Below are 26,131 nucleotides of genomic sequence, written 5' to 3' on the forward strand. Positions count from 1 at the left end.
AAGTCCTTGGCGGGCATTCTATGGCCTGACCTCTGGGGCAACCCGAGGATTTAACAGTAGTTCATCAATGAGCCTGTACTGCAGATTACACAAAGACGGCAGCGTCGCACGCAGAGAATGATGGCAAATTGATCTCACTCACAAAAAAACCGCAATTTAGACACTCGCCTCCCGCGCGCTTACTATCCTGACCAGACAATCAGCCGAGAGAACACCATGACAGTCGAATGGGTCTGCAAACACCACAGTGACCTGGGCAAGGAGCAGCTGTACGCCATTTTGCGCCTGCGCTCGGAGGTCTTCGTGGTCGAGCAGAAATGCGTGTACCAGGACATCGACGGCCAGGACCTGGACGGTGACACCCATCACCTGATGGCCTGGGATGACGGTCAACTGCGGGCCTACCTGCGCCTGCTGGATCCTGAATCACAGGGTGGTGATGTGGTGATCGGCCGGGTGATCGTTGCGCCGAGCGCGCGGGGTACCGGGCTGGGCCACCAGATGATGGATGAGGCCCTCAGGCAGGCAGAGAAACAGTGGCCCGACGTGCCGATCTATCTGTCGGCCCAGGCGCATTTGCAGGGGTATTACGGGCGTTACGGGTTTGTGGCGGCGGGTGAGGAATACCTTGAGGATGACATTCCACATATAGGCATGCGCCGGGCATGAGGGCCTCTTCGCGAGCAAGCCCGCTCCCACATTTGACCGAGTTCCACCTTTGGAATGCGGTCGAATGTGGGAGCGGGCTTGCTCGCGAAGGCGTCAGCCCGGTCACCCCAAGCTTTCAGGGGTAACCCAACACCTGTTTAATGCTCGCCAGGTTCGCCTCGATCCAGCGCCGATCAATCGCGCCCCAATCACGAATCCGATAGCGCCCGGCATGGTTGCGGGCGCCGTCTTCCTGTTCAAACTCACACACGATATCCAGGTCCGCCAACGCCGCAATCGTGTCCTGTGCAGTACGCCGGGGCATGCCCGTCACCTCGGTCAGTGCCGGGACGCTGCTGGCCAGCTGGCTATCAATCAGGTACGCCACATACAGGCGCCGGTAGAAGCTGCTTTTGGTCTTGCTCACATCCATGCTCGATCGCCTTTGAAGGTCAGGGCTTGCCCTGCAGGTCCCGCCAGGTCAGGTACACCCGCAGGTCGAATTCCACCTGATGGTAGCCCGGCAACATGTATTCACAGAGTTTGTAGAACGCCTTGTTGTGGTCCGATTCCTTGAAGTGCGCCAGTTCGTGTACCACGATCATGCGCAGAAATTCCGGCGCGGCTTCCTTGAACAGCGAGGCGATACGGATTTCTTTCTTCGACTTGAGGTTGCCACCCTGCACCCGAGAGATGGTGGTGTGCAGGCCGAGGGCTCGGTGGGTCAGGTCCAGGCGGTTATCGAACAACACCTTGTCGATGGCCGGGGCGTTGCGCAGGTGTTCCTGCTTCAGGGCCTGGGCGTAGCTGTACAGCGCTTTGTCGCTCTGCACGCCATGCCGTTCGGGGTAGCGCTGGGTCAGGTAGTCGCCGAGTTGGTCCTTGGCAATCAACTGGCGCACTTGCTCCTGCAATGCTGGGGGGTAGGCCTGGAGGTATTTCAGCGCGGTCATGGGGTCAACAACGGGTATTTGAATGGGCGCCAGTGTAGCGAATTCAGCGGGCGGCTGCGCGCAGGCGCCAGTCGGCAATTTCATCCGCGATCAACGGCGGCGCCACCTGCGGGCCCTGGATGAACTGGCAGCCGTTGGCCTTGAGCCACTCAACTTGCTCCTGGGTCTCGACGCCTTCGGCAATCACCAGCAGATCAAAATGCCGGCACAATTCGATAATGCTGCGCGCCATCGCCGCGTCCCGGGATGAACCCGGCAGGCGGGCGATCAGCTTCGGGTCGAGCTTGAGGGTGTCGAATTCCAGGTCCCGCAGGTGGGCCAGGGAGCAGTTGCCCGCGCCGAAATCATCCAGGGCAATCCGCACGCCGGCCCGGCGCAACAGCTTGAGCTGCTTGGTGGACTCATCCAGATTGTGCATCAGGCTTTCTTCACTGATCTCCACCTCAATCTGCCGGCCTTGCAACCCATGTCGCTCCAGCACCTGCTGCAGCTGGCTGGCCAGGTTCGGCATATTGAACTGGCTGCTGCTCAAGCTCACGCTCAGGACCAACTCATCGCTGAACACCCCTGCCCATGCCTGCCGCTGGGCGGCCACCTGCTGGTAGATCCAGGTGCTCAACTGGCTGATCAGCCGCGCCTCTTCGAGCAACGGCAGAAACAGCCCCGGCGGCACATCGCCGACACTCGGGTGCTGCCAGCGCAGCAGCGCTTCGACGCCCCGCAGATGGCCGTCGTGCAACGACACCTGCGGCTGGTACACCAGGGTGAAATCCTTGCTGTCGATGGCGCTGCGTACGCTGTCTTCGAGCATCAGGCGCGAGCGGGCCCGGCCGTTCATTTCCTGGTCGTAGTAGCGATATTGCTGACGCCCGGCGCGCTTGGCCTCGTACATCGCGACGTCCGCCGCGCGCAGCAGGCCGTTGAGGTCCGAGCCGCAGTCCGGGAAAGTGGCGATGCCGATACTGAGGCCCAGCATCACATCCAGACCGTCGACCTGCTGACAGATCGACACCCGTTCGATCAGTTTTTCCGCAATCTTGGCCGCCTGCTCCGGAAATTCCAGCTCCAGCAGCGCGGTGAATTCATCCCCGCCCATGCGGCCAAGAATGTCGTAGGAGCGCAGGCACGCCTTCAACTGTTCCGAGACCCAGCGCAGCACGCGGTCTCCGGCGTCGTGGCCGAGGGAATCGTTGACCCGCTTGAACCCGTCCAGGTCCAGGTACAGCAGCACCAGCGACTGCTCGTTACGCTCGCTGCGCAACAGCACATTCTCCACCGACTGGTGAAACCCACGCCGATTGAGCAGGCCCGTCAGCGGGTCGGTGACGGCCTGGAACTCCAGTTGCTGATGCAGATGGCGCACCTCGGACATGTCCAGCACCGTGACCACCATGGCTTTCTGCTCGGCCGGCAGCGGGGCGCACGACATCGCCACGGGCAACTGCTGGCCGGGTGCGGTGCGCAAGATGGCGTCGTGCAGGCGCCAGGTTTCGCCACGTTTGTAGCCTTCATACAAGGCAGAATCGGACCACCCAGGCACATGGGGCTTCTGTAGGAAGCCCAGGAACTCGGCACCCTGGATCTCGGCGACCGGCGCATTGATCAGCCGCGAAATCGCCGGGTTGGCGTAGCTGATCACGCCGTCTTCGCCCACCACCAGAATGCCTTCGGCGGCGTTGTCGAGCACCGAGGCATTGAAGGCCCGGGCCGATTCCAGATCGTGACTCAGGCGCTGCAAGGCACGGCGGTTGCGCTGGTGCTCCAGCAGGGCCTGGACCTTGGGCTTGAGGATATTCGGGTCGAAGGGTTTCAGCAGGTAGTCGATCGCGCCGCTGGCATAGCCTTCCAGCATCGCCGCCGGCGATTGGGCGTGAGCGCTGAGAAAGATGATCGGGGTCATTTGTGTGCGTTGGCTGCCGCGCATCAGCCGGGCCACCTCGAACCCGTCCATGCCGGGCATCATCACATCCAGCAACACCAGGTCGACGTCGTGTTCGAGCAGCAATCCCAGGGCTTCCACCCCGGAGGCCGCCGTCACCACATGCCAATCTTCACGCTGCAATAACGCACGCATGCTGATCAGGTTTTCGGGATAGTCATCGACCACCAAAAGCACTGAACAACCATCGCGAGGCTTGATTGGAGCGCATTCCATTGCTGCTTCTCTTTCGTCGGAGTCATTCCGGTCATTTTTGCGACAAAACCGGATAAACAATAAGGGCTCACTCTAGCCCTGGATCCCATAAAGCAGAAGCCACGACGGTGCCATCATTGCGCCAAAGCCCAGACAACCGACTAACGGTCAGTGTCTACAGCCCGCGGTTTACGGGAAACATGGCTTTTTGACATTTCATTGGCGCCAACAATCCGCCACAAAGCCATTAACAATCCATTTCGAGCCACCTATAAAGAAAGTGCCGGCTCCCGAGCCAAGGCCTTCTCTCCCCGTTAAAGGCGTATTCAATGATTGATCTGTCCACCTGGAACCTGAGCATCCCCGTCGGCTCCCCGCCCTCGACCATCGACACGCCGAAACTGCTCAGCGGGTTCAAGGACCAATACTTCCAGGCCGAAGGCAGCAGCGTGCAATTCTGGACCCCGGTGACCGGCACGCGTACCGAGAACGCCGTTTACCCTCGCAGCGAACTGCGGGAAACCTACGCCGACGGCCGCCTGCGCAACTGGCTGTACAGCGACGCCGACAATTTCCTGCGTGCCACGTTGGCGGTCAACAAGGTGCCGTCCTCCGGCAAGGTGGTGATCGGTCAAATCCACGCCTACGAAAGCCAGAAGCCACTGATCAAGGTCGAATACCAATACAAGGAAAAAACCCAGACCGGCAACATCGTCGCCAAGGTGCGCATGCGCCCTGACGAGTCGGAAGGCCGGGTGATCATCGTCGCCGAGAACGTACCGCTGGACCGCGACTTCACCTATGTCATCCACCTGAACAAGGCCGGATTGTTGAGCGTCGACGCTGCCAATGGGCAATGGAACGAACGCATCGGCGCTGCGTGGGGCAAACAACCGCTGTACTTCAAGGCCGGCGCCTACGTGCAGGACAACAGCGGCAACAGCAAGGAAGGCGCCCGCGTGACGTTTGCCAAGCTGGACATTGATCACGACTGAAGCTGATTCGCTTCAGCGACCGGTCCCACGACGCTTTAGGACAGAACCGCGACCCAGGGTCTCGACTTTCTTGTAGGACAATCCGAGTATGGCGCCGCGCACGCGCACTACCCCCTACAAGAAAGTCATGGAGACTGCCCAATGCCCTTTTCCCGCACCCTGCTCGCCCTCTCTATGGGCATGGCACTGCTGCAAAACCCGGCCTTCGCCGCCCCGCCCCTCTCGATGGCCGACGGGGTGGCCCAGGTCAATATCCAGGACAGCAACGCCTGGGTCGAAATCAACAAGGTCGCCTTCGAAAACAATATCCGCACCCTCCAAGCCAGCCTCGCTGACAAGTCGAAAATCTGCGCCGTGCTCAAGGCGGACGCCTACGGTCACGGCATCGGTTTACTGATGCCCTCGGTGATCAAACTGGGCGTGCCCTGCGTCGGCATCGCCAGCAACGAAGAAGCCCGCGTGGTCCGTGAAAGCGGCTTCAAGGGCCAACTGATCCGCGTACGCACCGCCGCCCTGAGCGAGCTGGAAGCTGCTTTGCCGTATAACGTCGAAGAGCTGGTGGGCAATCTGGACTTCGCCGTGCGCGCCAGCCTGATCGCCGAAAACCACGGCCGCCCACTGGTCGTGCACCTGGGCCTGAACTCCAGCGGCATGAGCCGCAACGGTGTGGAAATGACCACCGCCCAGGGCCGCCGCGACGCCGTAGCGATTACCAAGGTGCCAAACCTGCAGGTGACGGCGATCATGACCCACTTCGCCGTTGAAGACGCCGCCGACGTGCGCACCGGGCTCAAGGCGTTCAACGAACAAGCCAACTGGCTGATCAACGTTGCCCAGCTCGACCGCAGCAAAATCACCCTGCACGCCGCCAACTCCTTCGCCACCCTGGAAGTGCCCGAGTCGCGGCTGGACATGGTTCGTCCGGGCGGCCTGCTGTTTGGCGATACCGTACCGTCGTTCACCGAATACAAGCGCGTGATGCAGTTCAAATCCCACGTGGCGTCGGTCAACAGCTACCCGAAAGGCAACACCGTAGGCTACGACCGCACCTACACCCTGGCGCGGGATTCGAAACTGGCGAACATCACCGTGGGTTATTCCGACGGCTATCGCCGGGCGTTTACCAACAAAGGCATCGTGCTGATCAACGGGCACCGGGTGCCGGTGGTGGGCAAGGTGTCGATGAACACCCTGATGGTCGATGTCACCGACGTGCCGACCGTGAAGAGCGGCGATGAGGTGGTGTTGTTCGGCAAGCAGGGCGCGGTGGAGACCAGCCAGGCGGAGGTTGAAGACATCAACGGTGCGTTGCTGGCGGATCTGTATACGGTGTGGGGTAACTCGAATCCGAAGGTGCTGGTGGAGAACTAAGTCTCCTCACATCTCGTAGGCACTGTCCTATGGACCCAAGGATCATTCGGTGATTAACACAATCACTTAACCAACACGTATCCCTGTGGGAGCTGGCGGTGCGACGATTCGACTTGCCCGCGATGGCGGTGTATCAGCCAACTTATTCCTCGACTGGCACACCGCCATCGCGGGCAAGTCGAATCGTCGCACCGCCGGCTCCCACAGGGGTTCTGTGTCCTACAGGGCCGTTGCGGTGAACCGGAGCGCCGCTTATAGTTCGCCCCGTCGCCGGCATTGAACGGCGATAGGGTTTCGCAGCCCTACAGAGTTAATACCGTACCCGTCAAAATACGACATAGGCAGTCCTGCCAATGCTCGGCTTTTTATGGCGGTTGTACGTGGGAGACCTTCGGGTCTGCCGGGTCTTAACTCCTCGGTCTGCGAACCCGCGTACAGCTGCCACCCTATTTGTTTCGCAGCAAACGGTGGCCAATTTTCTTTTGAGTTAAGGATTTGCCATGAAGCCACAACTCCCACCCCGCCGTTTCACCCCTTGCACCGAAACAGCCACCGAATACCCCGTGCTATTGATCGACAGCGATGCACCACTCACGGACCTGCACGCCTGCCTGCGTGAACGCCTCAACGCCGCCCTCGAACACCTCAACTTGATGGCCTGCTCCAGCCTGCCCGATTTTGCGGAGCGTGACCTGAACCACGTAGCCAACACCGCCCGCATCCTGGTGCAGGACGTAAGCGACGTATTCCGCGTCATCGAATACCGCGGCTTCGACACCCCCGCAGCCGCCTGATCAAATTTCAGCCACAAAAAAGCCCGCATCGCTGCGGGCTTTTCATTAACGCGTAAGGCTTAGTTGACCTTGGCGTTCAACTCACCTTTCAGGTAACGCTGGTACATCGCTTCCAGGGAGATCGGCTTGATCTTCGAAGCGTTGCCCGCAGTACCGAAGGCTTCGTAACGTGCGATACATACATCACGCATGGCAGTCACGGTAGCGCCGAAGAATTTACGTGGGTCAAATTCGCTCGGGTTGGTGGCCATCAGGCGACGCATTGCACCGGTGGAGGCCAGGCGCAGGTCGGTGTCGATGTTGACCTTGCGCACGCCGTACTTGATGCCTTCGACGATTTCTTCAACCGGCACGCCGTAGGTTTCTTTGATGTCGCCGCCGTACTGGTTGATGATCGCCAGCCACTCTTGCGGTACCGAGGAAGAACCGTGCATCACCAGGTGGGTGTTCGGGATGCGCTTGTGGATTTCCTTGATGCGGTCGATGGCCAACACGTCGCCGGTAGGTGGCTTGGTGAATTTGTAGGCGCCGTGGCTGGTGCCGATGGCGATGGCCAGGGCGTCAACTTGGGTCTTTTTCACGAAGTCGGCGGCTTCTTCCGGATCGGTCAGCATTTGGCTGTGATCCAGTACGCCTTCGGCGCCGATACCGTCTTCTTCACCGGCCATGCCGGTTTCCAGGGAACCCAGGCAGCCCAGCTCGCCTTCAACCGAAACGCCACAGGCGTGAGCCATGGCCACGGTTTGTTGGGTGACGCGTACGTTGTATTCGTAGTCGGTCGGGGTCTTGCCGTCTTCGCCCAGGGAACCGTCCATCATTACCGAGCTGAAGCCCAACTGGATGGAGCGCTGGCACACGTCAGGGCTGGTGCCGTGGTCCTGGTGCATGCACACCGGGATGTGCGGGAATTCTTCGATCGCGGCGAGGATCAGGTGACGCAGGAACGGGGCACCGGCGTATTTGCGCGCGCCGGCCGAAGCCTGGACGATCACTGGAGAGTCAGTCTTGTCAGCGGCTTCCATAATGGCGCGCATCTGCTCAAGGTTGTTGACGTTGAAGGCTGGAACGCCATAGCCGAATTCGGCTGCGTGGTCCAACATCTGGCGCATGCTGATAAGTGCCATTGTGAGTCTCTCTCCCGGTCGAGGGTCGTTAATCGTGCAAGCCTGCCGTAGCGGCGGCTGCTATTCAAGTTATTGAAGGTCAGGCTTTCAAAGCCTGCCCTGCTTAATCGTTAAACCTGTCTGTAGGAGCCGGCTTGCCGGCGATGGCGGCTGACGCTATCGCCGGCAAGCCGGCTCCTACAGGTGATCGCGGCGTGTTATTGCGCTTTACAGCCGCGCCCGATCAAATCATCGGTGGCAACCCAGTAAACCAGGCCTTCCTCACCTTTTGTGTGAAACGCCAACTGGCCGTCGCTGTACAGCACGCCCGAGGCCGCCACATCCTGCTTGAGGCGATACACCTGGTCCGAGCCGCCGAGGCGCACATCCACCTGGGTGCGGGCCTGGTCGGCAAACCGCCAGTTGACTTGCGCCTGGCTGTCACACGTCCAGGTGGTCCACTTGTCTGCCGGCTCTGCCTTCTTGTCGAACATGTTCAGGTTGGTGCATCCGGCCAATAACGCCAGTGCCGCCAGGGCGAAAACGCCTTTCATTGCCAATCCTCAAGCGGCGACCTGCGGCCACCGCTGCTGTCGGTTAGTGAATCAGACCCGTCAAGGGCAACCCTGTTCCTGACCGTTGGGCGCAGAGTCGTATTTCTCCAACCCGTCCGGCCCAATGCGCTTGTTGATCACCGGCATGGTTTCGGCTTGCCAGTCAGCCTGATAGCAACTCTTTTGCCGAGCCGCCCCGGCCTTTTCAGACTCGGGCGCCGCTTTCGGCGTGCTGCCGCAGCCGGCCAGCAGGCCCGCTGCAATCACCAGTGCCAACGACCTGATCATCGGAATGCTCCTTTTCCTCAGCAAGTGCCTTATCCCTTGGCCCGGCTTTCCAGCACTTCGACAGCCGGCAGTACCTTGCCTTCAACGAATTCGAGGAACGCACCACCCCCCGTAGAAATGTAGGAGATCTGGTCAGCAACGCCATATTTATCGATGGCCGCCAGGGTGTCGCCACCGCCAGCGATGGAAAATGCCGAGCTTTCAGCGATGGCGTGGGCCAGCACTTTGGTGCCGTTGCCGAACTGGTCGAACTCGAACACGCCGACCGGGCCGTTCCACAGGATGGTCTTGGACGACTTCAGCAGTTCAGCGAAGTTGGCTGCCGTTTGCGGGCCGATGTCCAGGATCATGTCGTCAGCGGCAACGTCAGCGATCAGCTTGACGGTGGCTTCGGCGCTTTCAGCGAATTCCTTGGCCACCACCACGTCTACCGGCAGCGGCACGCTGACCTTGGCGGCAATGGCGCGGGCGGTTTCCAGCAGGTCCGGCTCGTACAGCGATTTGCCCACCGGGTGACCGGCAGCCGCCAGGAAGGTGTTGGCAATGCCGCCGCCGACGATCAGCTGGTTGCAGATCTGGCTCAGGCTGTTCAGCACGTCGAGCTTGGTGGACACCTTGGAGCCGGCAACGATGGCCGCCATCGGTTGGGCCGGAGCGCCGAGGGCCTTGCCCAGTGCGTCCAGTTCAGCCGCCAGCAACGGGCCAGCTGCGGCAACTTTGGCAAACTTGGCCACGCCGTGGGTCGAACCCTCGGCACGGTGCGCGGTGCCGAAGGCGTCCATCACGAACACGTCGCACAGGGCAGCGTATTGCTGGGCCAGTTCGTCGCTGTTCTTTTTCTCGCCCTTGTTGAAGCGCACGTTTTCGAACAGCACGATGTCGCCAGCCTTCACGTCCACACCGTTCAGGTAGTCGGCTACCAACGGCACGTCGCGGCCCAGGGCCTTGCTCAAATATTCAGCTACAGGCTTGAGGCTGTTTTCTGCCGAGAATTCACCTTCGGTCGGACGACCCAAGTGGGAGCAGACCATCACGGCCGCGCCTTTTTCCAGGGCCAGCTTGATGGTCGGCAGCGAGGCCAGGATTCGCGCATCGCTGGTGACAACACCGTCCTTGACTGGGACGTTGAGGTCTTCGCGGATCAGTACGCGCTTACCTTGCAGATCGAGGTCGGTCATCTTCAACACGGTCATGGGGGGCAATTCCTGAGAGCTAAAGTTGTGGAGAGGCTGTTTGCAGATAGTGTTCTGCAACGTCCAGCATTCGGTTGGCAAAACCCCATTCGTTGTCGAACCAAGCCAGGATGTTCACCAGCCGTGGGCCGGAAACGCGGGTCTGGCTGGCATCGACGATGGCCGAATGCGGGTCGTGGTTGAAATCACAGCTGGCGTGCGGCAACTCGGTGTAGGCCAACAGGCCTTTGAGCGGGCCGCTGGTGGCGGCGTCGCGCAGGATCCGGTTGACTTCGCCGGCATCGGTGTCGCTGACGGTTTGCATGGTGATGTCCAGGCAAGACACATTCACCGTCGGTACCCGTACGGCTTTGGCCTGGATTCGCCCGGCAAGTTCCGGCAACAGTCGCTCGATACCGCGCGCCAGGCCGGTGGACACCGGAATCACCGACTGAAACGCCGAACGCGTACGGCGCAGGTCTTCATGGTGGTAAGCGTCAATCACCGGCTGATCGTTCATTGCCGAGTGAATGGTGGTGATCGACACGTATTCCAGGCCAATCGCCTGGTCCAGCAGGCGCAACAGCGGCACGCCGCAGTTGGTGGTGCAGGAGGCGTTGGACACCAGCAATTCGGCACCGGTCAGGCAATCCTGGTTCACGCCGTAGACGATGGTGGCGTCAACATCCGCCTCGCTGGCCATCGGCTGGGAAAACAGGACCCGTGGTGCGCCGGCGTCGAGAAACCGCTGGCCGTCGGCACGGGTGTGATAGGCACCGGAGCATTCCAGCACCAGGTCGACGTCCAGCGCCGCCCAGTCGATGCCCTCAGGGGTGGCACTGCGCAGGACCTTCACGCAGTTGCCATTAATATGCAGACAATCGTCCTCGACCCGCACTTCGCCGGGGAACCGGCCGTGGGTGGAGTCAAAGCGTGTCAGGTATTCGATGCTGGCCATGTCCGCCAGATCGTTGATCGCGACAATTTCAAACCCGGCCGCCGGCCCTCGCTCGAACAGAGCACGCAAGACGCAACGACCAATCCGGCCGTAGCCGTTGAGTGCAACTTTGTAGGGACGCGGTTGAGGCATGGGGTTCTCGCATTGTGGGCGACACAAACCATTGTAGGAGCGAGCTTGCTCGCGAAGAACCCGAGAGCGCCGCGTTAAACCAGAAACGCTGCGATATCGTTGACGATCTTCGCGAGCAAGCTCGCTCCTACAGTGGATGCGGCAACCAAAGGGTCACCGCGTTCGAGCTTTTAGTCTTCCAGCAGCTCTTCAGCCTGACCCAGGATGTTTTCCAGGGTGAAACCGAACTCTTCGAACAACGCTGGCGCCGGCGCCGACTCACCGTAGGTGGTCATGCCGATCACGCGACCTTCCAGGCCCACGTACTTGTACCAGTAGTCGGCGTGAGCCGCTTCGATGGCGATACGTGCGCTGACCTGCAACGGCAACACCGATTGCTTGTAGTCGGCGTCCTGGGCTTCGAAGACGCTGGTGCACGGCATGGAAACCACACGCACGTTACGACCGGCGGCAGTCAGCTTGTCGTAAGCCTGAACCGCCAGGCCCACTTCGGAACCGGTGGAGATCAGGATCAGCTCCGGCTCGCCGATGCAGTCTTTCAGCACGTAGCCACCACGGCTGATGCCTTCGATCTGCGCCGCGTCGCGGGTTTGGTGCTGCAGGTTCTGACGGGAGAAGATCAGCGCCGAAGGGCCGTCCTTGCGCTCGATTGCGTGCTTCCAGGCCACAGCCGACTCGACTGCGTCCGATGGGCGCCAGGTGTCCAGGTTCGGCGTGGTGCGCAGGCTGGTCAATTGCTCGACCGGCTGGTGCGTCGGGCCGTCTTCGCCCAGGCCGATGGAGTCGTGGGTGTAGACGAAGATCACACGCTTCTTCATCAACGACGCCATGCGTACGGCGTTGCGGGCGTATTCCATGAACATCAGGAAGGTCGCGCCGTAAGGCACCAGGCCGCCGTGCAGGGCAACGCCGTTCATGATGGCGCTCATGCCGAACTCGCGCACGCCGTAGTACATGTAGTTGCCGCTGGCGTCTTCCGCCGAGACACCTTTGCAACCTTTCCACAGGGTCAGGTTGGAACCGGCCAGGTCAGCCGAACCGCCGAGGAACTCAGGCAGCAGCGGGCCGAACGCGTTCAGGGTGTTCTGGCTGGCTTTACGGCTGGCGATGGTTTCGCCCTTGGCCGCCACTTCGGCGATGTAGGCCGAGGCCTTTTCAGCGAAGTCGGCAGGCAGGTCACCGGCCAGGCGGCGAACCAGTTCGTTGGCCAACTCAGGGAATTCGGCGGAGTAGGCCGCGAAACGCTGGTCCCACTCGGCTTCGACCGCCAGGCCGGCTTCCTTGGCGTTCCACTCGGCGTAGATGTCAGCCGGGATTTCGAACGGGCCGTGGTTCCACTTCAGCGCAGCGCGGGTCAGGGCGATTTCCGCGTCACCCAGTGGGGCGCCGTGGCAGTCTTCCTTGCCTTGCTTGTTCGGCGAACCGAAGCCGATGGTGGTCTTGCAGCAGATCAGGGTCGGCTGCTCGCTTTTGCGGGCCGTCTCGATCGCAATCTTGATTTCTTCCGGGTCATGACCGTCGACATTGCGGATCACCTGCCAGTTGTAGGCTTCGAAACGCTTCGGCGTGTCATCGGTGAACCAGCCTTCGACTTCGCCGTCGATGGAGATGCCGTTGTCATCGTAGAAGGCGATCAGCTTGCCCAGGCCCAGGGTACCGGCCAGGGAGGCGACTTCGTGGGAAATGCCTTCCATCATGCAGCCATCACCGAGGAACACGTAGGTGTGGTGGTCGACAACGTTGTGGTTCGGGCGGTTGAACTGCGCAGCCAGCACTTTTTCAGCCAGGGCAAAACCCACGGCGTTGGCCAGGCCCTGGCCCAGTGGACCGGTGGTGGTCTCAACGCCAGGGGTGTAGCCGTATTCCGGGTGGCCCGGGGTGCGGCTGTGGATCTGGCGGAAGTTTTTCAGGTCGTCGATGGTGACGTCGTAGCCGGTCAGGTGCAGCAACGAGTAGATCAGCATCGAGCCGTGGCCGTTGGACAGGATGAACCGGTCACGGTCGGCGAACGACGGGTTGCTCGGGTTGTGTTTCAGGTAGTCACGCCAAAGTACCTCGGCGATATCCGCCATGCCCATCGGGGCACCGGGATGGCCGCTGTTGGCTTTTTGCACGGCATCCATGCTGAGGGCACGAATGGCGTTGGCACGCTCACGACGGCTGGGCATCGCTGATCTCCTGGAGGTTGAATAAAAGAAACGGAAAAAAGGATCGGCATTTTCCCTCAGCCACGGCCCTCGGGGCAATGACAGATAGTCACTTGGGGGTGTTTTTCCTGCGGATTGACTGGAGAAACCGCCCCCCGCTTCGTCCATGGGTTATAGCGGCTGCTTATAACCACCGATTATCGACCAATATCAAAACTTTTTGATATTGCCCTTGCGGGGTTTTCCCACCGTCACTAGACTGCTGGCCTTATGAACCTGAGCGCACCTTCCATTCGACCCGACGACAGCGACGAGCTGGCAGCCCTGTGCAAGGCCGGTGGCGATCCGTTGCGCCTGAATGTGTTGCGCGCGCTGACCAACGATTCGTTCGGGGTGCTGGAGCTGGCGCAGATCTTCGCCATCGGCCAATCCGGCATGAGCCACCACTTGAAGGTACTGGCCCAGGCCGACCTGGTGGCGACCCGCCGCGAGGGCAATGCGATTTTTTACCGTCGCGCCCTGCCCCACACCGAGCAACTGGGCGGCAAGCTGCACGCCGCGCTGCTCGAAGAAATAGACAGCCTGGCGCTGCCGGCTGACGTGCAGTCGCGCATCAGCCAGGTGCACGGGCAACGTGCTGCCGCCAGCCAGGACTTTTTCTCACGGGTAGCCGAGAAGTTTCGCGCCCAGCAGGATCTGATCGCCGGCTTGGCGCAATACCGCGAAAGCGTGCTGGCACTTTTGGACAAGCTGAGCTTCAGTGATGAGGCTACGGCGGTTGAAGTGGGCCCGGGTGATGGCGGCTTCCTGCCGGAGCTGGCGCGGCGCTTTCATCAGGTCACGGCGCTGGACAACAGCCCGGCGATGCTGGAGCTGGCCCGCCAATTGTGTGAGCGCGAAGCGCTGGGCAATGTCCACCTGCAGTTGGCGGACGCCCTGAATGACACCAGCCTGCGGGCCGATTGCGTGGTGCTGAACATGGTCCTGCACCATTTCGCCGCCCCGGCAGACGCCCTCAGGCAGATGGCGAATTTGCTGCAACCAGGCGGCAGCCTGTTGGTCACGGATTTATGCAGCCACAACCAGAGTTGGGCCAGGGAAGCCTGCGGTGATCTCTGGCTGGGTTTTGAACAGGACGATCTGGCCCGTTGGGCCACCGCTGCGGGACTCGTTCCCGGGGAAAGCCTCTATGTAGGTTTACGTAATGGTTTCCAGATTCAGGTCCGCCATTTTCAGCGGCCGGCTGGCGACACTCACCATCGGTAAATATCAGGAAAACATCGAGATGAGCGAATACTCCCTTTTCACCTCCGAGTCCGTGTCTGAAGGGCATCCGGACAAAATCGCCGACCAGATCTCTGACGCGGTGCTGGACGCCATCATCGCTGAAGACAAGTTCGCCCGAGTGGCGTGCGAGACTCTGGTGAAAACGGGCGTGGCGATCATCGCCGGCGAAGTCACCACCTCTGCCTGGGTAGACCTGGAGCAGATCGTGCGTGATGTGATCATCGACATCGGCTACAACAGCTCCGACGTCGGCTTCGACGGTGCGACCTGCGGCGTGATGAACATCATCGGCAAGCAGTCCCCTGACATCAACCAGGGTGTCGACCGTGCCAAGCCTGAAGATCAGGGCGCCGGCGACCAGGGCCTGATGTTCGGCTATGCCAGCAACGAAACCGACGTGCTGATGCCGGCACCGATCACCTTCTCCCACCAGTTGGTGAAGCGCCAGGCCGAAGCCCGTAAATCCGGTGCATTGCCATGGCTGCGCCCGGACGCCAAGTCCCAGGTGACCTGCCGTTATGAAGGCGGCAAAGTCGTCGCCATCGACGCGGTGGTACTGTCGACCCAGCACAACCCGGACGTTTCCTACGCCGACCTGCGCGAAGGCGTCATGGAGCTGATCGTCAAGCACGTGCTGCCTGCCGAACTGCTGACCAAGGACACCCAGTTCCACATCAACCCGACCGGCCAGTTCATCATCGGTGGCCCGGTGGGCGACTGCGGCCTGACCGGTCGCAAGATCATCGTCGACAGCTACGGCGGCATGGCCCGTCACGGCGGTGGCGCGTTCTCCGGCAAGGATCCATCCAAGGTTGACCGTTCGGCGGCCTACGCCGGTCGTTACGTGGCCAAGAACATCGTGGCCGCCGGCCTGGCCGAGCGTTGCGAGATTCAGGTGTCCTACGCAATCGGTGTGGCCCAGCCTACGTCGATCTCGCTGAACACCTTCGGTACCGGCAAGATCAGCGACGACAAGATCGTCAAGCTGGTGCGTGAGATCTTCGACCTGCGTCCGTACGCAATCACCACCATGCTCGACCTGCTGCACCCGATGTACCAGGAAACTGCGGCCTACGGCCACTTCGGTCGTACCCCTGAGCAGAAGACTGTCGGCAACGACACGTTCACTACGTTCACCTGGGAAAAGACCGACCGTGCCAACGACCTGCGTACTGCCGCCGGCCTGTAATCGTCCTACGGTGTACACAAAGCCCCGGCGTTCTGTTCAAGCGAGCAGAAACATCGGGTAAAAAGCCTCGCGGTTGCGGGGCTTTTTTATGCCCGCGGGGATGGCTTAGGCTGGGCGCCCTTTTCAGAGCAAGGATGCTCATGATGACGTCACTTATGCGCTGGCTGTTTTTCCTTTTACTCAGCTTCTCGCCGCTCACTGCGTGGTCGCAGGAGTGCCCCGACTGGGAGGCCGATCACGCCCGGGCCCAGATCAGCACCCTGGCGCAACAAATCCGCTTGTGGGATGACAGCTACCACCGGCTCGGCCAGTCATTGATCAGCGATGAGCTGTATGACCAGGCCAGCCAGCGCCTTGCCCAATGGCGCAGGTGTTTCACTCCCTCCGCCCCAGTCACGGACGACCCGCTGGGCAGCGCGCGGGGCACGACCGCCCACCCGACGCCCCACACCGGCCTGGAAAAACTGCTGGACGATAACGCCGTGCAAACCTGGCTGGGGACTCGCCAGGACGTGTGGATCCAGCCCAAGGTCGATGGCGTCGCCGTCACGCTGGTTTACCGCAAGGGCCGGTTGAGCCGGGTCATCAGTCGCGGCGATGGCCGGCTGGGCCAGGATTGGTCAGCCTCCGCCCGCCGGATTCCGGGGATCGTGCAGCAACTGCCCGAGCCCGTTGACCTGCTGTTGCAGGGCGAACTCTATTGGCGACTGAATGACCATGTGCAAGCTGCCAAAGGTGGCCTCGGCGCCCGCGGCAAAGTGGCCGGGCTGATGAATCGCCGGCAGTTGAGCGACGCCGAGGCCGCCAATATCGGTCTGTTTGTCTGGGCCTGGCCCCAGGGCCCTGATGACTTTTCCGAGCGGCTGAGCCAGCTGGCGCAGTGGGGCTTCACCGACAGCGGGCGCTACAGCCACCCGATCAAGGACATTACCGAAGCGGCGCACTGGCGCAGCTATTGGTACAGCCACCCGCTGCCCTTCGCCAGCGACGGCGTGGTATTGCATCAAGGCCAGCGGGCCCCGGCCGAGCGCTGGCGGGTCAGCGCGCCCTACTGGGCGGTTGCCTGGAAGTACCCGGTGGCCAAGGCGCTGGCCCATGTGCGCAAGGTGCACTTCAAGATTGGCCGCACCGGGCGCATCACCTCCATCCTGGAGTTGGAACCGGTACTGCTCGATGACCGGAAGATCAGCCGGGTCAGTGTCGGTTCGCTGAAACGCTGGCGGGAACTGGATATCCGTACTGGCGACCAGGTCTCCATCAGCCTCGCCGGGCACGTCATCCCACGCCTTGACCGCGTCATCCTGCGCAGCCAGCCACGGGCCGAGTTGCAGGTCCCGCAGGCCAGGGACTTCCACCCCTTGAGTTGCTGGCAACTGGCCCCGGGTTGCGAAGAACAGCTGCTCGCGCGCCTGACCTGGCTGAGCGGCGCCCAGGGCCTGGCCCTGCCACACATCGGCCGCGAAACCTGGAACACCTTGATCCAGGCCGGCCTGATCGACGGCCTGCTCGATTGGTTAACCCTGGATGAGGCAGAGCTTGCTAACATTGATGGCTTCGGCGAACGCAGCAGTGCGCGTTTACTCGACAGCTTGCGCAGCGCCCGGCAGCGACCGTTCGCGCAATGGCTGATGGCCCTGGGAGTACCGCCCACGGCCCGCAACAATCTACAAGGCGGCTGGCAAACCCTGGCCGCCAGAGACACTCAAGCCTGGCTGGCCGAAGACGGCATAGGCCCGGGTCGCGCGGCGCAACTGAGCGCTTTTTTTCGCGACCCGCAGGTACTGGCCTTGAGTGAAACATTACGGGCTGCCGGGATAGATGGTTTTTGACCTCTGCCCGACGGCATTAACCGGTGCCGGCAGAATTCATCCTGCCCACCTGATTGCGACCTTGTTTGCCTTGGAGCCTTTATGAAATTTCTTGCACCTTTTGCCCTGTTGACCGTCGCTACCCTTATGTCCGCGCCATTGCTGGCAGCCGAGGAAGCTGCGCCACTCACAGGCTGCGCCGCCAAGCGCGAGTCCATCAGCACCCAGATCGAACAAGCCAAGGCCCACGGCAACAGTGAGCAACAAGCCGGCCTGGAAAAAGCCTTGAGTGAAGTCACCGCCAACTGCACCGATGCCTCCTTGAAAAAGGAGCGGGAAAACAAGGTGCTCGACGCCAAGCACGAAGTCAGCCGCCGTCAGGCTGACCTCGACAAGGCCATGAAGAAGGGTGACTCCGACAAGATCAACAAGCGCAAGGACAAGCTGGCCCAGTCACGCAAGGACTTGCAGGAAGCCCTGGACGAACTGGACAAGTAAGACGGCCTCAGTGATCGCGGAACTGTTTATGGCACGCGGTGCAGGCATCTTCGACTTTCTGCACCGCCGGCCCGAGGTTGCTGGCCTTGTAGGGCTGGACCTGGCTGGCGATCACCAATTCACCGGTGGCCGTTTCAAGGTTTCGAGCCATTTCCTGGAAGCGTGCCTGCTGCTGCCACACGTCGTCCTTGGCGCTGGTGTGGTCTTCTTCACGCACGCTCGGGAAATGTTTCCACGGTTCGTGGGACAACGCATCAAGCTTGACCGCGCCTTCGGCAAATTTGCCGCCGTCGAATGGAATGCGCCCACGCAGCATGCCGCCCAGGTCTTCGCCGGTCTTGAGCATCTGCTTGAAAATGGCCTTGCGCTGGCCAAGGGGCGAATTCGGATCAACCCCGCCGCAGGCGGACAGTGTCAGGCAGGCCAGCAATACAACGGTCAGTCTTTTAAAAGTCATGATGGCTCAAGGTTACGGGAAACGGCGGCCAGTATCCTCGCCCCGCCCGCAAAGACCAATACCCCTATTAATAATAAGGGTTGCTCGAGCACCAACCAGCGCGGGCAATCGCTTCAGGAATTGATTGTATGAGTATCCGCTTTAAACCCTGGAGCCGCCGCCTGGCGTGGGCTCTGCCAATGATCGCGTTGCTGGCCGGTTGCGACACCGGCAAGGACGAAAAAGCCAAGCCCCACGCCATCGCCACCTACGTTGGCGCTACCTGGGAAAACCTGCCGGCCGTGTCGGACAGCGACCTGCAAGCCGGCTTTGAATCCTGGCGCAGTGCCTGTCAACGCCTCAAGGCTGACCCGGTGTGGGGCACGACGTGCGCGGCATCGGCCACTGTGCCGTCGACGGCAGTGGCGATTCGCGACTTCCTCAAGGCCAACCTCGATGTCTACGGCTTGCGCTCGGCCGACAACAGCCCCAATGGCCTGATCACCGGCTACTACGAACCGGTTTACCCCGGCAGCCTGACCGAAACCGCCACCGCCCATGTGCCGGTGTTCGGCGTGCCGGATGACCTGATCATCGTCAACCTGGAAAGCATCTACCCGGAGCTCAAGGGCAAGCGCCTGCGCGGTCGCCTGGAGGGCCGGGTACTCAAACCCTATGACGACGCCAGCACCATCAACCACCAAGGCTCCACCGCCAAGCCCATCGCCTGGCTGACCAACCCGATGGACCTGCAATTCCTGCAGATCCAGGGTTCGGGTCGTATCCAACTGGCCGACGGCCGCCAATTGCGGGTGGGTTACGGTGACCAGAACGGTTACCCGTACCGCCCCATCGGCCGCTGGCTGGTGGAGCAGGGCGAGCTGAAAAAAGAAGACGTGACCATGGGCGCCATCGCGGCCTGGGCCAAGGCGCATCCGCAGCGTATTCCTGAATTGCTGGCAAGCAACCCCAGCTACGTGTTCTTCAGTGCCCGCCCCGACAGCAACGAAGGCCCGCGTGGCTCGCTGAACGTGCCGCTGACTGCGGGGTATAGCGTTGCGGTGGATCGCAAGGTGATTCCACTGGGCAGCCTGTTATGGCTGTCGACTACCCGACCGGACGGCACACCGATTGCCCGCCCGGTGGCCGCGCAGGACACCGGCGGTGCAATTACCGGCGAAGTGCGGGCCGACCTGTTCTGGGGAACCGGTGATGCCGCCGGCGAGTTGGCGGGCAACATGAAGCAGCAGGGCCAGATCTGGATGCTGTGGCCCAAAGGCGCAGCGTTGCCAAAAGTGCCGGATGTGCCGACAGGCACCTGAAGAACACCAAGGTCTATGTGGGAGCGGGCTTGTGTGGGAGCGGGCTTGCTCGCGAATGCGGTGGATCAGTCGATACATCCGGTGACTGACTCACCGCATTCGCGAGCAAGCCCGCTCCCACACTTGAACAGTGTCAGGCTTCAGATCGAGACGAAGAAGAAGCTCGCAATCAACGCCATCCCTACCGCCCACACCACCGACCGCAGCATCGCCCAGTCCGCCAGGTAGCAGATGATGTAGAGCAACCGGCTGGTGATGAACAGCACCGCCAGGACGTTGATCGTCACCAGCGACGCAACGCCAGCCAGATGGGCAATGATCACCGCGGCCGCAAAGGCCGGGGTCACTTCGAAGCTGTTGAGTTGCGCACTGTGGGCGCGCTTGGCAAACCCCTCGAGGGTGTCGAGGAACGCCCGCGGGTCATGGTTCTGCCGGGGCCCGAACTTGCCGCCGCTGAACTTGGCCACGCCCGTGCACAGGTACGGCAGAAAAATTGCGATCAACACACACCAGAAAGCGACTGTCATAACCCATTCCTTTTTTAGTTTTATCCGACGGTTAGAGTTTCATCACGAACATGCCGATCAGCACCAACCCACAGGCTATGAGCCGTGGGCGGCCGAAAGGTTCTTTCAGGTAACGCATGCCGAACAGCACCACCAGGATCACGCTGACTTCCCGCAGCGCAGCGGCTTCGGCAATCGAGCCCAACTGCATGGCCCAAAGCACCAGAGCGTAGCTCAACAACACGCACAACCCGACACTCAGCCCCAGCCGCCACTGCGTGCGCCAGAACAGCCCGAACGCCGCCCGTTTGCGCACCATCGCCAGCAACGGAAACGGCCATGCGCTTATCAGCGTCAGCCACACCAGGTAGTCCAGCGGGTGTGACCAACGGCGCAATGCCTGGCCATCGAGGAAGGTGTAGCAACCGATACACAAGCCGATCAACGCCACCACCGGCAGCATCGACCAGGGCAACCGGTCGCCACCGCCGCCCTGCCATAACAGGCACAGCATGCCGAACGGAATCAGCAGAATGCCGAGAATCTGCTGGGGACTGAGCACCTCACCGGCAAACACCAGCGTCAGCGCCAGCACCACCAAAGGCGACAAGCCGCGCATCAATGGGTACACCAGGCCCAGGTCACCCACGCGATAGGCCTGGATCAGCAGGTAGCGGTAGAGCAATTCAAACAACGCCGAGGCGATGATCCACGGCCAGATTTCCAGTGGCGGAAACGATACAAACCCCACCGCCAGCACCACAAACAGCAATGCCACCGTGTCCATGCACGCGATGACCAACAGGCGCTCGCCGCTGAATTTGATCAAAGTGTTCCACGTCGCATGCAACAACGCCGCTACCAGTACCAGAGCTGTTGCGATCACGGTGACTCCCCAGTCATAAAAAGCGGAATTGATTCGCCATATTTCAGCACCTGTTTATACTAAAGCCGACCACGCCGCACTCAGTTGCGCAAAGACCTGGACCAATAAATTTTTGCCGCTGCCCGATCTTCGCCGATCCGGGCGTCGGCCTGCGTATGCCTGATCAGAGCGTCACGATTACCGAAGGAGATCCTCGCCTGCCGCTCGGTGCCTGGATCGGCGGGATGGTGGCGGCGGCACTTTTGTTCATCGACCTGCAACGTCGTCGCCCTGCTGCGGTCAACGTAGCCAACTGATAAATGTGTTCTGTGTGGGAGCTGTCGAGCTTTAGCGAGGCTGCGATACAGGCGCTGCGGTCTTGCAGCCTCACCCAGGTGATGCCATCGCAGCCTCGCTGGGGCTCGACAGCTCCCACATATGATCTCTACTCACTCCTCCATCCAAGGACCCCGGATGCTTGAACTTGTCGCTGCGTTTATTTGCCTCACCACCCTGCTCACCTATGTGAACTACCGCTTCATCGGCCTGCCGCCCACCATCGGTGTGATGGTCACGGCACTGATGTTTTCCCTGCTGCTGCAAGGCTTGAGCTTTATCGGCTACCCCGGCCTTGAAGAGCGCATCCAGCAGTTGATCGGCCAGATCGACTTCGGCGACCTGCTGATGAACTGGATGCTCTCGTTCCTGCTGTTCGCCGGCGCCTTGCACGTCAACCTGAGCGACCTGCGCAGCTACCGCTGGCCCATCGGCCTGCTTGCCACCTTCGGCGTATTGATTGCCACGGTGGTGATCGGCAGCCTGGCCTTCTACATCTTTGCCCTGTTCGGCTGGCACGTGAGTTTCCTGTACTGCCTGCTGTTCGGCGCGCTGATTTCCCCCACCGACCCGATCGCCGTGCTCGGTGTGCTGCGGACCGCCAATGCGTCGAAACCACTGAAAACCACCATCGTCGGCGAATCGCTGTTCAACGACGGCACGGCGGTGGTGGTGTTCACCGTGTTGCTGGGCATCGCGCAACTGGGCGAGACGCCTACGGTCGGCGCCACGGCCATGCTGTTTGCCCATGAGGCGATTGGCGGCGTGGTGTTCGGCGGGCTGATCGGCTACATCGTGTACCTGATGATCAAGAGCATCGAGCAGTATCAGATCGAAGTGATGCTGACCCTGGCCCTGGTGATCGGCGGCTCGGCGATGGCCACTGAACTGCACGTCTCGGCACCCATTGCGATGGTGGTGGCGGGCCTGATCATCGGCAACCTCGGCCGCAAGCTGGCGATGAACGACATGACCCGGCGCTACCTGGACGGCTTCTGGGAACTGCTCGATGACATGCTCAACGCCCTGCTGTTTGCGCTGATCGGCATGGAACTGCTGCTGTTGCCGTTCAACTGGCTGCACGTGTTGGCCGCCAGTTTGCTGGCCGTGGCAATCCTGTTGTCACGCCTGCTGACGGTGGCCCCGGCGATCCTGCTGCTGCGCCGCTGGCGCACGGTGCCCCGCGGCACCATCCGCATCCTCACATGGGGCGGCTTGCGCGGCGGGGTTTCCGTGGCACTGGCCCTGGCCCTGCCACTGGGCCCGGAGCGTGACTTGCTGCTGAGCATCACCTACATCGTGGTGCTGTCTTCGATCCTGTTGCAGGGCTTGAGCATCGGCAAGCTGGTCAAGCATGTGACCAAGGATGAGCCGGCGCCTGCTGCGGCGCCGGAGACTCACTGACCCTTGTTGATCTGCTGCGGATGCCTCGGGTCCGCAGCGGCTTTGCCCGGCAGGCTGCTTTCGCTGCGAATCTGCGCATGGCTGATCAGCGCAAAGATAAAGCTGCCGCCGATGATATTGCCCGCCAGCGTCGGCCCGGCGAACACCAGCCAGAAGTCTTTCCACGGCAGCTCGCCGGCGAATACCAGGTACGACACTTCCGCCGAGCCCACCACGATGTGAGTGAAGTCTCCCAGTGCCATCAGGTAGGTGATCAGGATGATGATCCAGATTTTGGCGCTTTCCATGGATGGGATCATCCACACCATGGTGGCGATCATCCAGCCCGACACGATGCCCTTGGCGAACATCTGGTAGGCGTCGTTTTCCATGACCTTGCGCCCGATTTCCAGGAAGGCCAGGTCGGTCTTGGTGTCAAAGATCGGCAAGTGCAGCATCACATACGCCACCAGCAAGGTGCCGCACAGGTTGCCCACCAGCACCACGGCCCATAAACGCAGCAGGCGTGCGAAATTCTTCAGCGTGGGTTTGCTCATCACCGGCAACACCGCGGTCAGGGTGTTTTCGGTGAATAACTGCTGACGGGCGAGGATCACGGCAAGAAAGCCGGCGCAGTAACCAAAACTGGCGATCACCTTGAACTCTTCGCCATCCGGCAGGCGCGAGTTGAGCAAGCCCATGCCCATCAGTGACAGGCCCATGGTCAGGCCGGCGGCCAGCGCCGACCACCACAACGCGGCGACGTTGCGCTCCAGTTCCTGATCGCCTTGAGTGCGGATGATTTCATGCAGAACCGCCGCGCGAGGCGGCTGGTTCTTGTCGACGTCGTGCTGCTCTTCCTGCGACAGATTGGGGGTCTTGCCGTCTTCTTGCGTGGCCATGGTGATACCTGAACGGGGGGCGATGTTCAGGTACGACCTATGGTTGATCAAGAGCGTTCACTGGCCCTGCGCAGGATTACTCGCCGAGGCCTTCCGACTGGAACTGATCCTTCACGTACTTGATCTCGGTGCGGCCATGGGGCGCCGGCAGACCGTCTTCACCCAGGTTCACGAAGACCATTTTTTCCACCGTCAGAATGCTCTTGCGCGTGATCTTGTTGCGCACTTCACAGGTCAGGGTGATGGAGGTGCGACCGAACTCGGTGGCGGTGATGCCCAGTTCGATGATGTCGCCCTGGCGCGAGGCGCTGACGAAGTTGATTTCGGAGATGTACTTGGTCACCACCCGCTGGTTGCCCAACTGGACAATCGCGTAGATGGCCGCTTCTTCGTCGATCCAGCGCAGCAGGCTGCCACCGAACAGGGTGCCGTTGGGGTTGAGGTCTTCGGGTTTTACCCATTTGCGAGTGTGGAAGTTCATGTTCACTCCAAAGCGTGTTGCGAAATGATGGGCAACATCATGGCAGAGGCCGGGCCCAAGCTCTATGAGCCATTGCCTATCAACCCCATGAGCGATCTTCATGCCGCCGACAGAAAGGCTTTAGAAGTCAGGCGCAGGCGGCTATAATCGCCTCCGCTTCAAAACGGTCATCTTCGATTGATACCGTTCTCCCGCCACCTGTCCGAGGGGCGCTGCAGCAGGCTCGACCTGTCAGGCTCGGATGGGGCGTTGTCCGGCCTGGTTAGCCAGCTGGATACTAAACGCACAACGGCGCCCATTCGCACACTACGAATGGAGGCTCTTCATGAGCGCTGTAATCACGCCTGCAGGTTTTACCGACTACAAAGTCGCCGACATGTCCCTCGCTGCCTGGGGCCGTCGCGAAACCTTTATCGCCGAATCCGAAATGCCAGCCCTGATGGGCCTGCGTCGCAAGTACGCCGCTGAGCAGCCGCTCAAGGGCGCGAAGATTCTCGGCTGCATCCACATGACCATTCAGACTGCCGTGCTGATCGAAACCCTGGTTGCCCTGGGTGCCGAAGTACGCTGGTCGTCCTGCAACATTTTCTCGACTCAAGACCAGGCCGCCGCCGCTATCGCTGCTGCCGGTATCGCCGTGTTCGCCTGGAAAGGCGAAACCGAAGAAGAGTACGAGTGGTGCCTGGAGCAAACCATCCTCAAGGATGGCAAGCCATGGGATGCCAACATGATCCTCGACGACGGCGGCGACCTGACCGAACTGCTGCACAAGAAGTACCCGCAGATCCTCGACCGCGTCCACGGCGTGACCGAAGAAACCACCACCGGCGTACACCGCCTGCTGGACATGCTGGCCAAGGGCGAGCTGAAAATCCCGGCCATCAACGTCAACGACTCGGTGACCAAGAGCAAGAACGACAACAAGTACGGCTGCCGTCACAGCCTGAACGATGCGATCAAGCGCGGCACCGACCACCTGTTGTCCGGCAAGCAAGCGCTGGTGATCGGCTACGGTGACGTGGGCAAGGGTTCGTCCCAGTCCCTGCGTCAGGAAGGCATGATCGTTAAAGTCTCCGAAGTCGACCCGATCTGCGCCATGCAAGCCTGCATGGACGGTTTCGAAGTGGTTTCGCCGTTCATCAACGGCCAGAACGACGGCACCGAAGCCAGCATCGACAAGGCCCTGCTGGGCAAGATCGACCTGATCGTGACCACCACCGGCAACGTGAACGTGTGCGACTCGAACATGCTCAAGGCCCTGAAAAAGCGCGCCGTGGTGTGCAACATCGGTCACTTCGACAACGAAATCGACACCGCTTTCATGCGCAAGAACTGGGCATGGGAAGAAGTGAAGCCACAGGTACACAAGGTTCACCGTACCGGTGCTGGCGATTTCGACCCGCAGAACGATGACTACCTGATCCTGCTGGCCGAAGGCCGTCTGGTCAACCTGGGCAACGCCACTGGCCACCCAAGCCGCATCATGGATGGCTCGTTCGCCAACCAGGTACTGGCGCAGATCTTCCTGTTCGGCCAGAAATACGCCGACCTGTCGCCCGCCCAGAAAGCCGAGCGCCTGACCGTGGAAGTACTGCCGAAGAAACTCGACGAAGAAGTGGCCCTGGAAATGGTCCGCGGCTTCGGCGGCGTAGTGACTCAACTGACCAAGACCCAGGCCGACTACATCGGCGTGACGGTCGAAGGCCCGTTCAAGCCGCACGCTTACCGCTACTGATTTGCCTGCTGCCTGCTCCCCATGTGGGGGCAGGCTTTTGTGGGAGCGGGCTTGCTCGCGAAGGCGGTGTGTCAGTCGACTTATCTACTACTGACATACCGCCTTCGCGAGCAAGCCCGCTCCCACATTGACGG

General features: G+C 61.1%; 26 protein-coding genes and 1 riboswitch. Of the genes, 12 read left to right on the plus strand and 14 right to left on the minus strand.

Annotation, left to right across the window (positions count from 1 at the left end; all coding sequences use genetic code 11):
- Window positions 1-216: 216 nt before the first annotated feature.
- On the plus strand, window positions 217-669 hold the full coding sequence (locus tag A462_RS20325; RefSeq protein ID WP_008434061.1) for a GNAT family N-acetyltransferase: 453 nt from the start codon (window positions 217-219) through the stop codon (window positions 667-669).
- A gap of 115 nt (window positions 670-784) precedes the next feature.
- On the opposite strand, the gene A462_RS20320 is transcribed toward A462_RS20325, so the two are convergent.
- The 3 genes from A462_RS20320 to A462_RS20310 are packed head-to-tail and all read right to left on the minus strand — an operon-like array spanning window position 785 to window position 3,756.
- A complete protein-coding gene (locus A462_RS20320; protein ID WP_008434063.1) occupies window positions 785-1,081 on the minus strand; it encodes a winged helix-turn-helix domain-containing protein in 297 nt (98 codons plus the stop codon).
- A 19-nt stretch (window positions 1,082-1,100) separates the two neighbouring features.
- Window positions 1,101-1,601 carry a M48 metallopeptidase family protein gene (locus A462_RS20315; RefSeq protein ID WP_003216881.1) on the minus strand — a complete coding sequence of 167 codons (501 nt, stop codon included), beginning with the start codon at window positions 1,599-1,601 and terminating at the stop codon, window positions 1,101-1,103.
- A gap of 43 nt (window positions 1,602-1,644) precedes the next feature.
- Window positions 1,645-3,756, minus strand: coding sequence for a putative bifunctional diguanylate cyclase/phosphodiesterase (locus tag A462_RS20310; RefSeq protein WP_008434066.1), 2,112 nt, complete (start codon window positions 3,754-3,756; stop codon window positions 1,645-1,647).
- Window positions 3,757-4,064: 308 nt separating this feature from the next.
- On the opposite strand from A462_RS20310, the gene A462_RS20305 reads away from it, so the two are divergent.
- The 3 genes from A462_RS20305 (at window position 4,065) to A462_RS20295 (ending at window position 6,895) form a co-directional block, all read left to right on the plus strand.
- The gene (locus A462_RS20305) at window positions 4,065-4,730 is read left to right on the plus strand and encodes a polysaccharide lyase family 7 protein (RefSeq protein ID WP_003216876.1); all 666 of its coding nucleotides are present in this window, start codon (window positions 4,065-4,067) and stop codon (window positions 4,728-4,730) included.
- A 141-nt stretch (window positions 4,731-4,871) separates the two neighbouring features.
- On the plus strand, window positions 4,872-6,101 hold the full coding sequence (gene alr, locus A462_RS20300) for an alanine racemase (RefSeq protein WP_003216875.1): 1,230 nt from the start codon (window positions 4,872-4,874) through the stop codon (window positions 6,099-6,101).
- A gap of 500 nt (window positions 6,102-6,601) precedes the next feature.
- A complete protein-coding gene (locus tag A462_RS20295) occupies window positions 6,602-6,895 on the plus strand; it encodes a hypothetical protein (protein ID WP_008434070.1) in 294 nt (97 codons plus the stop codon).
- Window positions 6,896-6,954: 59 nt separating this feature from the next.
- On the opposite strand, the gene fba is transcribed toward A462_RS20295, so the two are convergent.
- The 6 genes from fba to tkt form a co-directional block, all read right to left on the minus strand.
- Complete coding sequence (gene fba / locus A462_RS20290; protein WP_003177554.1) at window positions 6,955-8,019, minus strand: class II fructose-bisphosphate aldolase; 1,065 nt, start codon at window positions 8,017-8,019, stop codon at window positions 6,955-6,957.
- A gap of 197 nt (window positions 8,020-8,216) precedes the next feature.
- Window positions 8,217-8,552: an MliC family protein gene (locus tag A462_RS20285; protein WP_003216869.1), complete on the minus strand. Its 336-nt coding sequence runs from the start codon at window positions 8,550-8,552 to the stop codon at window positions 8,217-8,219.
- Window positions 8,553-8,612: 60 nt separating this feature from the next.
- The gene (locus A462_RS20280; protein ID WP_008434073.1) at window positions 8,613-8,840 is read right to left on the minus strand and encodes a hypothetical protein; all 228 of its coding nucleotides are present in this window, start codon (window positions 8,838-8,840) and stop codon (window positions 8,613-8,615) included.
- Between the two features lie 29 nt (window positions 8,841-8,869).
- Window positions 8,870-10,033 carry a phosphoglycerate kinase gene (locus A462_RS20275; RefSeq protein ID WP_008434075.1) on the minus strand — a complete coding sequence of 388 codons (1,164 nt, stop codon included), beginning with the start codon at window positions 10,031-10,033 and terminating at the stop codon, window positions 8,870-8,872.
- A gap of 19 nt (window positions 10,034-10,052) precedes the next feature.
- The gene (gene epd, locus A462_RS20270; RefSeq protein WP_008434077.1) at window positions 10,053-11,102 is read right to left on the minus strand and encodes an erythrose-4-phosphate dehydrogenase; all 1,050 of its coding nucleotides are present in this window, start codon (window positions 11,100-11,102) and stop codon (window positions 10,053-10,055) included.
- A gap of 170 nt (window positions 11,103-11,272) precedes the next feature.
- Complete coding sequence (gene tkt / locus A462_RS20265; protein WP_008434079.1) at window positions 11,273-13,270, minus strand: transketolase; 1,998 nt, start codon at window positions 13,268-13,270, stop codon at window positions 11,273-11,275.
- Window positions 13,271-13,519: 249 nt separating this feature from the next.
- On the opposite strand from tkt, the gene A462_RS20260 reads away from it, so the two are divergent.
- From A462_RS20260 to A462_RS20245, 4 genes are all read left to right on the plus strand, one after another.
- The gene (locus A462_RS20260; protein WP_003216864.1) at window positions 13,520-14,515 is read left to right on the plus strand and encodes an ArsR/SmtB family transcription factor; all 996 of its coding nucleotides are present in this window, start codon (window positions 13,520-13,522) and stop codon (window positions 14,513-14,515) included.
- 19 nt (window positions 14,516-14,534) lie between these two features.
- On the plus strand, window positions 14,535-15,725 hold the full coding sequence (gene metK / locus A462_RS20255; protein ID WP_003216863.1) for a methionine adenosyltransferase: 1,191 nt from the start codon (window positions 14,535-14,537) through the stop codon (window positions 15,723-15,725).
- Between the two features lie 143 nt (window positions 15,726-15,868).
- Window positions 15,869-17,554, plus strand: coding sequence for an NAD-dependent DNA ligase LigB (gene ligB / locus A462_RS20250; protein ID WP_032899249.1), 1,686 nt, complete (start codon window positions 15,869-15,871; stop codon window positions 17,552-17,554).
- Between the two features lie 81 nt (window positions 17,555-17,635).
- Window positions 17,636-18,031: a DUF1090 domain-containing protein gene (locus A462_RS20245; RefSeq protein ID WP_008434082.1), complete on the plus strand. Its 396-nt coding sequence runs from the start codon at window positions 17,636-17,638 to the stop codon at window positions 18,029-18,031.
- A 7-nt stretch (window positions 18,032-18,038) separates the two neighbouring features.
- Here A462_RS20245 and A462_RS20240 read toward each other — a convergent pair whose 3' ends face one another.
- Window positions 18,039-18,488: a c-type cytochrome gene (locus A462_RS20240; RefSeq protein WP_008434083.1), complete on the minus strand. Its 450-nt coding sequence runs from the start codon at window positions 18,486-18,488 to the stop codon at window positions 18,039-18,041.
- A gap of 128 nt (window positions 18,489-18,616) precedes the next feature.
- On the opposite strand from A462_RS20240, the gene mltA reads away from it, so the two are divergent.
- Window positions 18,617-19,789: a murein transglycosylase A gene (gene mltA, locus A462_RS20235; RefSeq protein WP_008434085.1), complete on the plus strand. Its 1,173-nt coding sequence runs from the start codon at window positions 18,617-18,619 to the stop codon at window positions 19,787-19,789.
- A gap of 140 nt (window positions 19,790-19,929) precedes the next feature.
- Here mltA and A462_RS20230 read toward each other — a convergent pair whose 3' ends face one another.
- Together A462_RS20230 and A462_RS20225 are read right to left on the minus strand one after the other, a co-directional pair.
- Window positions 19,930-20,316 carry an MAPEG family protein gene (locus tag A462_RS20230; protein ID WP_003216858.1) on the minus strand — a complete coding sequence of 129 codons (387 nt, stop codon included), beginning with the start codon at window positions 20,314-20,316 and terminating at the stop codon, window positions 19,930-19,932.
- A 31-nt stretch (window positions 20,317-20,347) separates the two neighbouring features.
- Window positions 20,348-21,181: an EamA family transporter gene (locus A462_RS20225; protein ID WP_008434089.1), complete on the minus strand. Its 834-nt coding sequence runs from the start codon at window positions 21,179-21,181 to the stop codon at window positions 20,348-20,350.
- A gap of 155 nt (window positions 21,182-21,336) precedes the next feature.
- Here A462_RS20225 and A462_RS34610 point away from each other — a divergent pair, with 155 nt between their 5' ends.
- Together A462_RS34610 and A462_RS20220 are read left to right on the plus strand one after the other, a co-directional pair.
- On the plus strand, window positions 21,337-21,477 hold the full coding sequence (locus tag A462_RS34610; protein ID WP_008434091.1) for a hypothetical protein: 141 nt from the start codon (window positions 21,337-21,339) through the stop codon (window positions 21,475-21,477).
- Between the two features lie 157 nt (window positions 21,478-21,634).
- Window positions 21,635-22,900, plus strand: a complete 1,266-nt coding sequence (locus tag A462_RS20220) for a cation:proton antiporter (protein WP_008434094.1) — start codon at window positions 21,635-21,637, stop codon at window positions 22,898-22,900.
- On the opposite strand, the gene A462_RS20215 is transcribed toward A462_RS20220, so the two are convergent.
- Entirely contained in the window at window positions 22,894-23,781 is an 888-nt protein-coding gene (locus A462_RS20215; protein ID WP_008434095.1) for a formate/nitrite transporter family protein, read from the minus strand. The genes A462_RS20220 and A462_RS20215 overlap by 7 nt on opposite strands.
- 76 nt (window positions 23,782-23,857) lie before the next feature.
- On the minus strand, window positions 23,858-24,262 hold the full coding sequence (locus tag A462_RS20210) for an acyl-CoA thioesterase (protein WP_003216852.1): 405 nt from the start codon (window positions 24,260-24,262) through the stop codon (window positions 23,858-23,860).
- A gap of 198 nt (window positions 24,263-24,460) precedes the next feature.
- Window positions 24,461-24,566: riboswitch (S-adenosyl-L-homocysteine riboswitch) on the plus strand.
- A 21-nt stretch (window positions 24,567-24,587) separates the two neighbouring features.
- Between A462_RS20210 and ahcY the strand changes: the two genes are divergently transcribed.
- On the plus strand, window positions 24,588-25,997 hold the full coding sequence (gene ahcY, locus A462_RS20205; RefSeq protein ID WP_003216850.1) for an adenosylhomocysteinase: 1,410 nt from the start codon (window positions 24,588-24,590) through the stop codon (window positions 25,995-25,997).
- Window positions 25,998-26,131: the final 134 nt, after the last annotated feature.

Origin of the sequence: Pseudomonas sp. Ag1 (assembly GCF_000278565.1) — a bacterium.
Lineage (GTDB): Bacteria > Pseudomonadota > Gammaproteobacteria > Pseudomonadales > Pseudomonadaceae > Aquipseudomonas.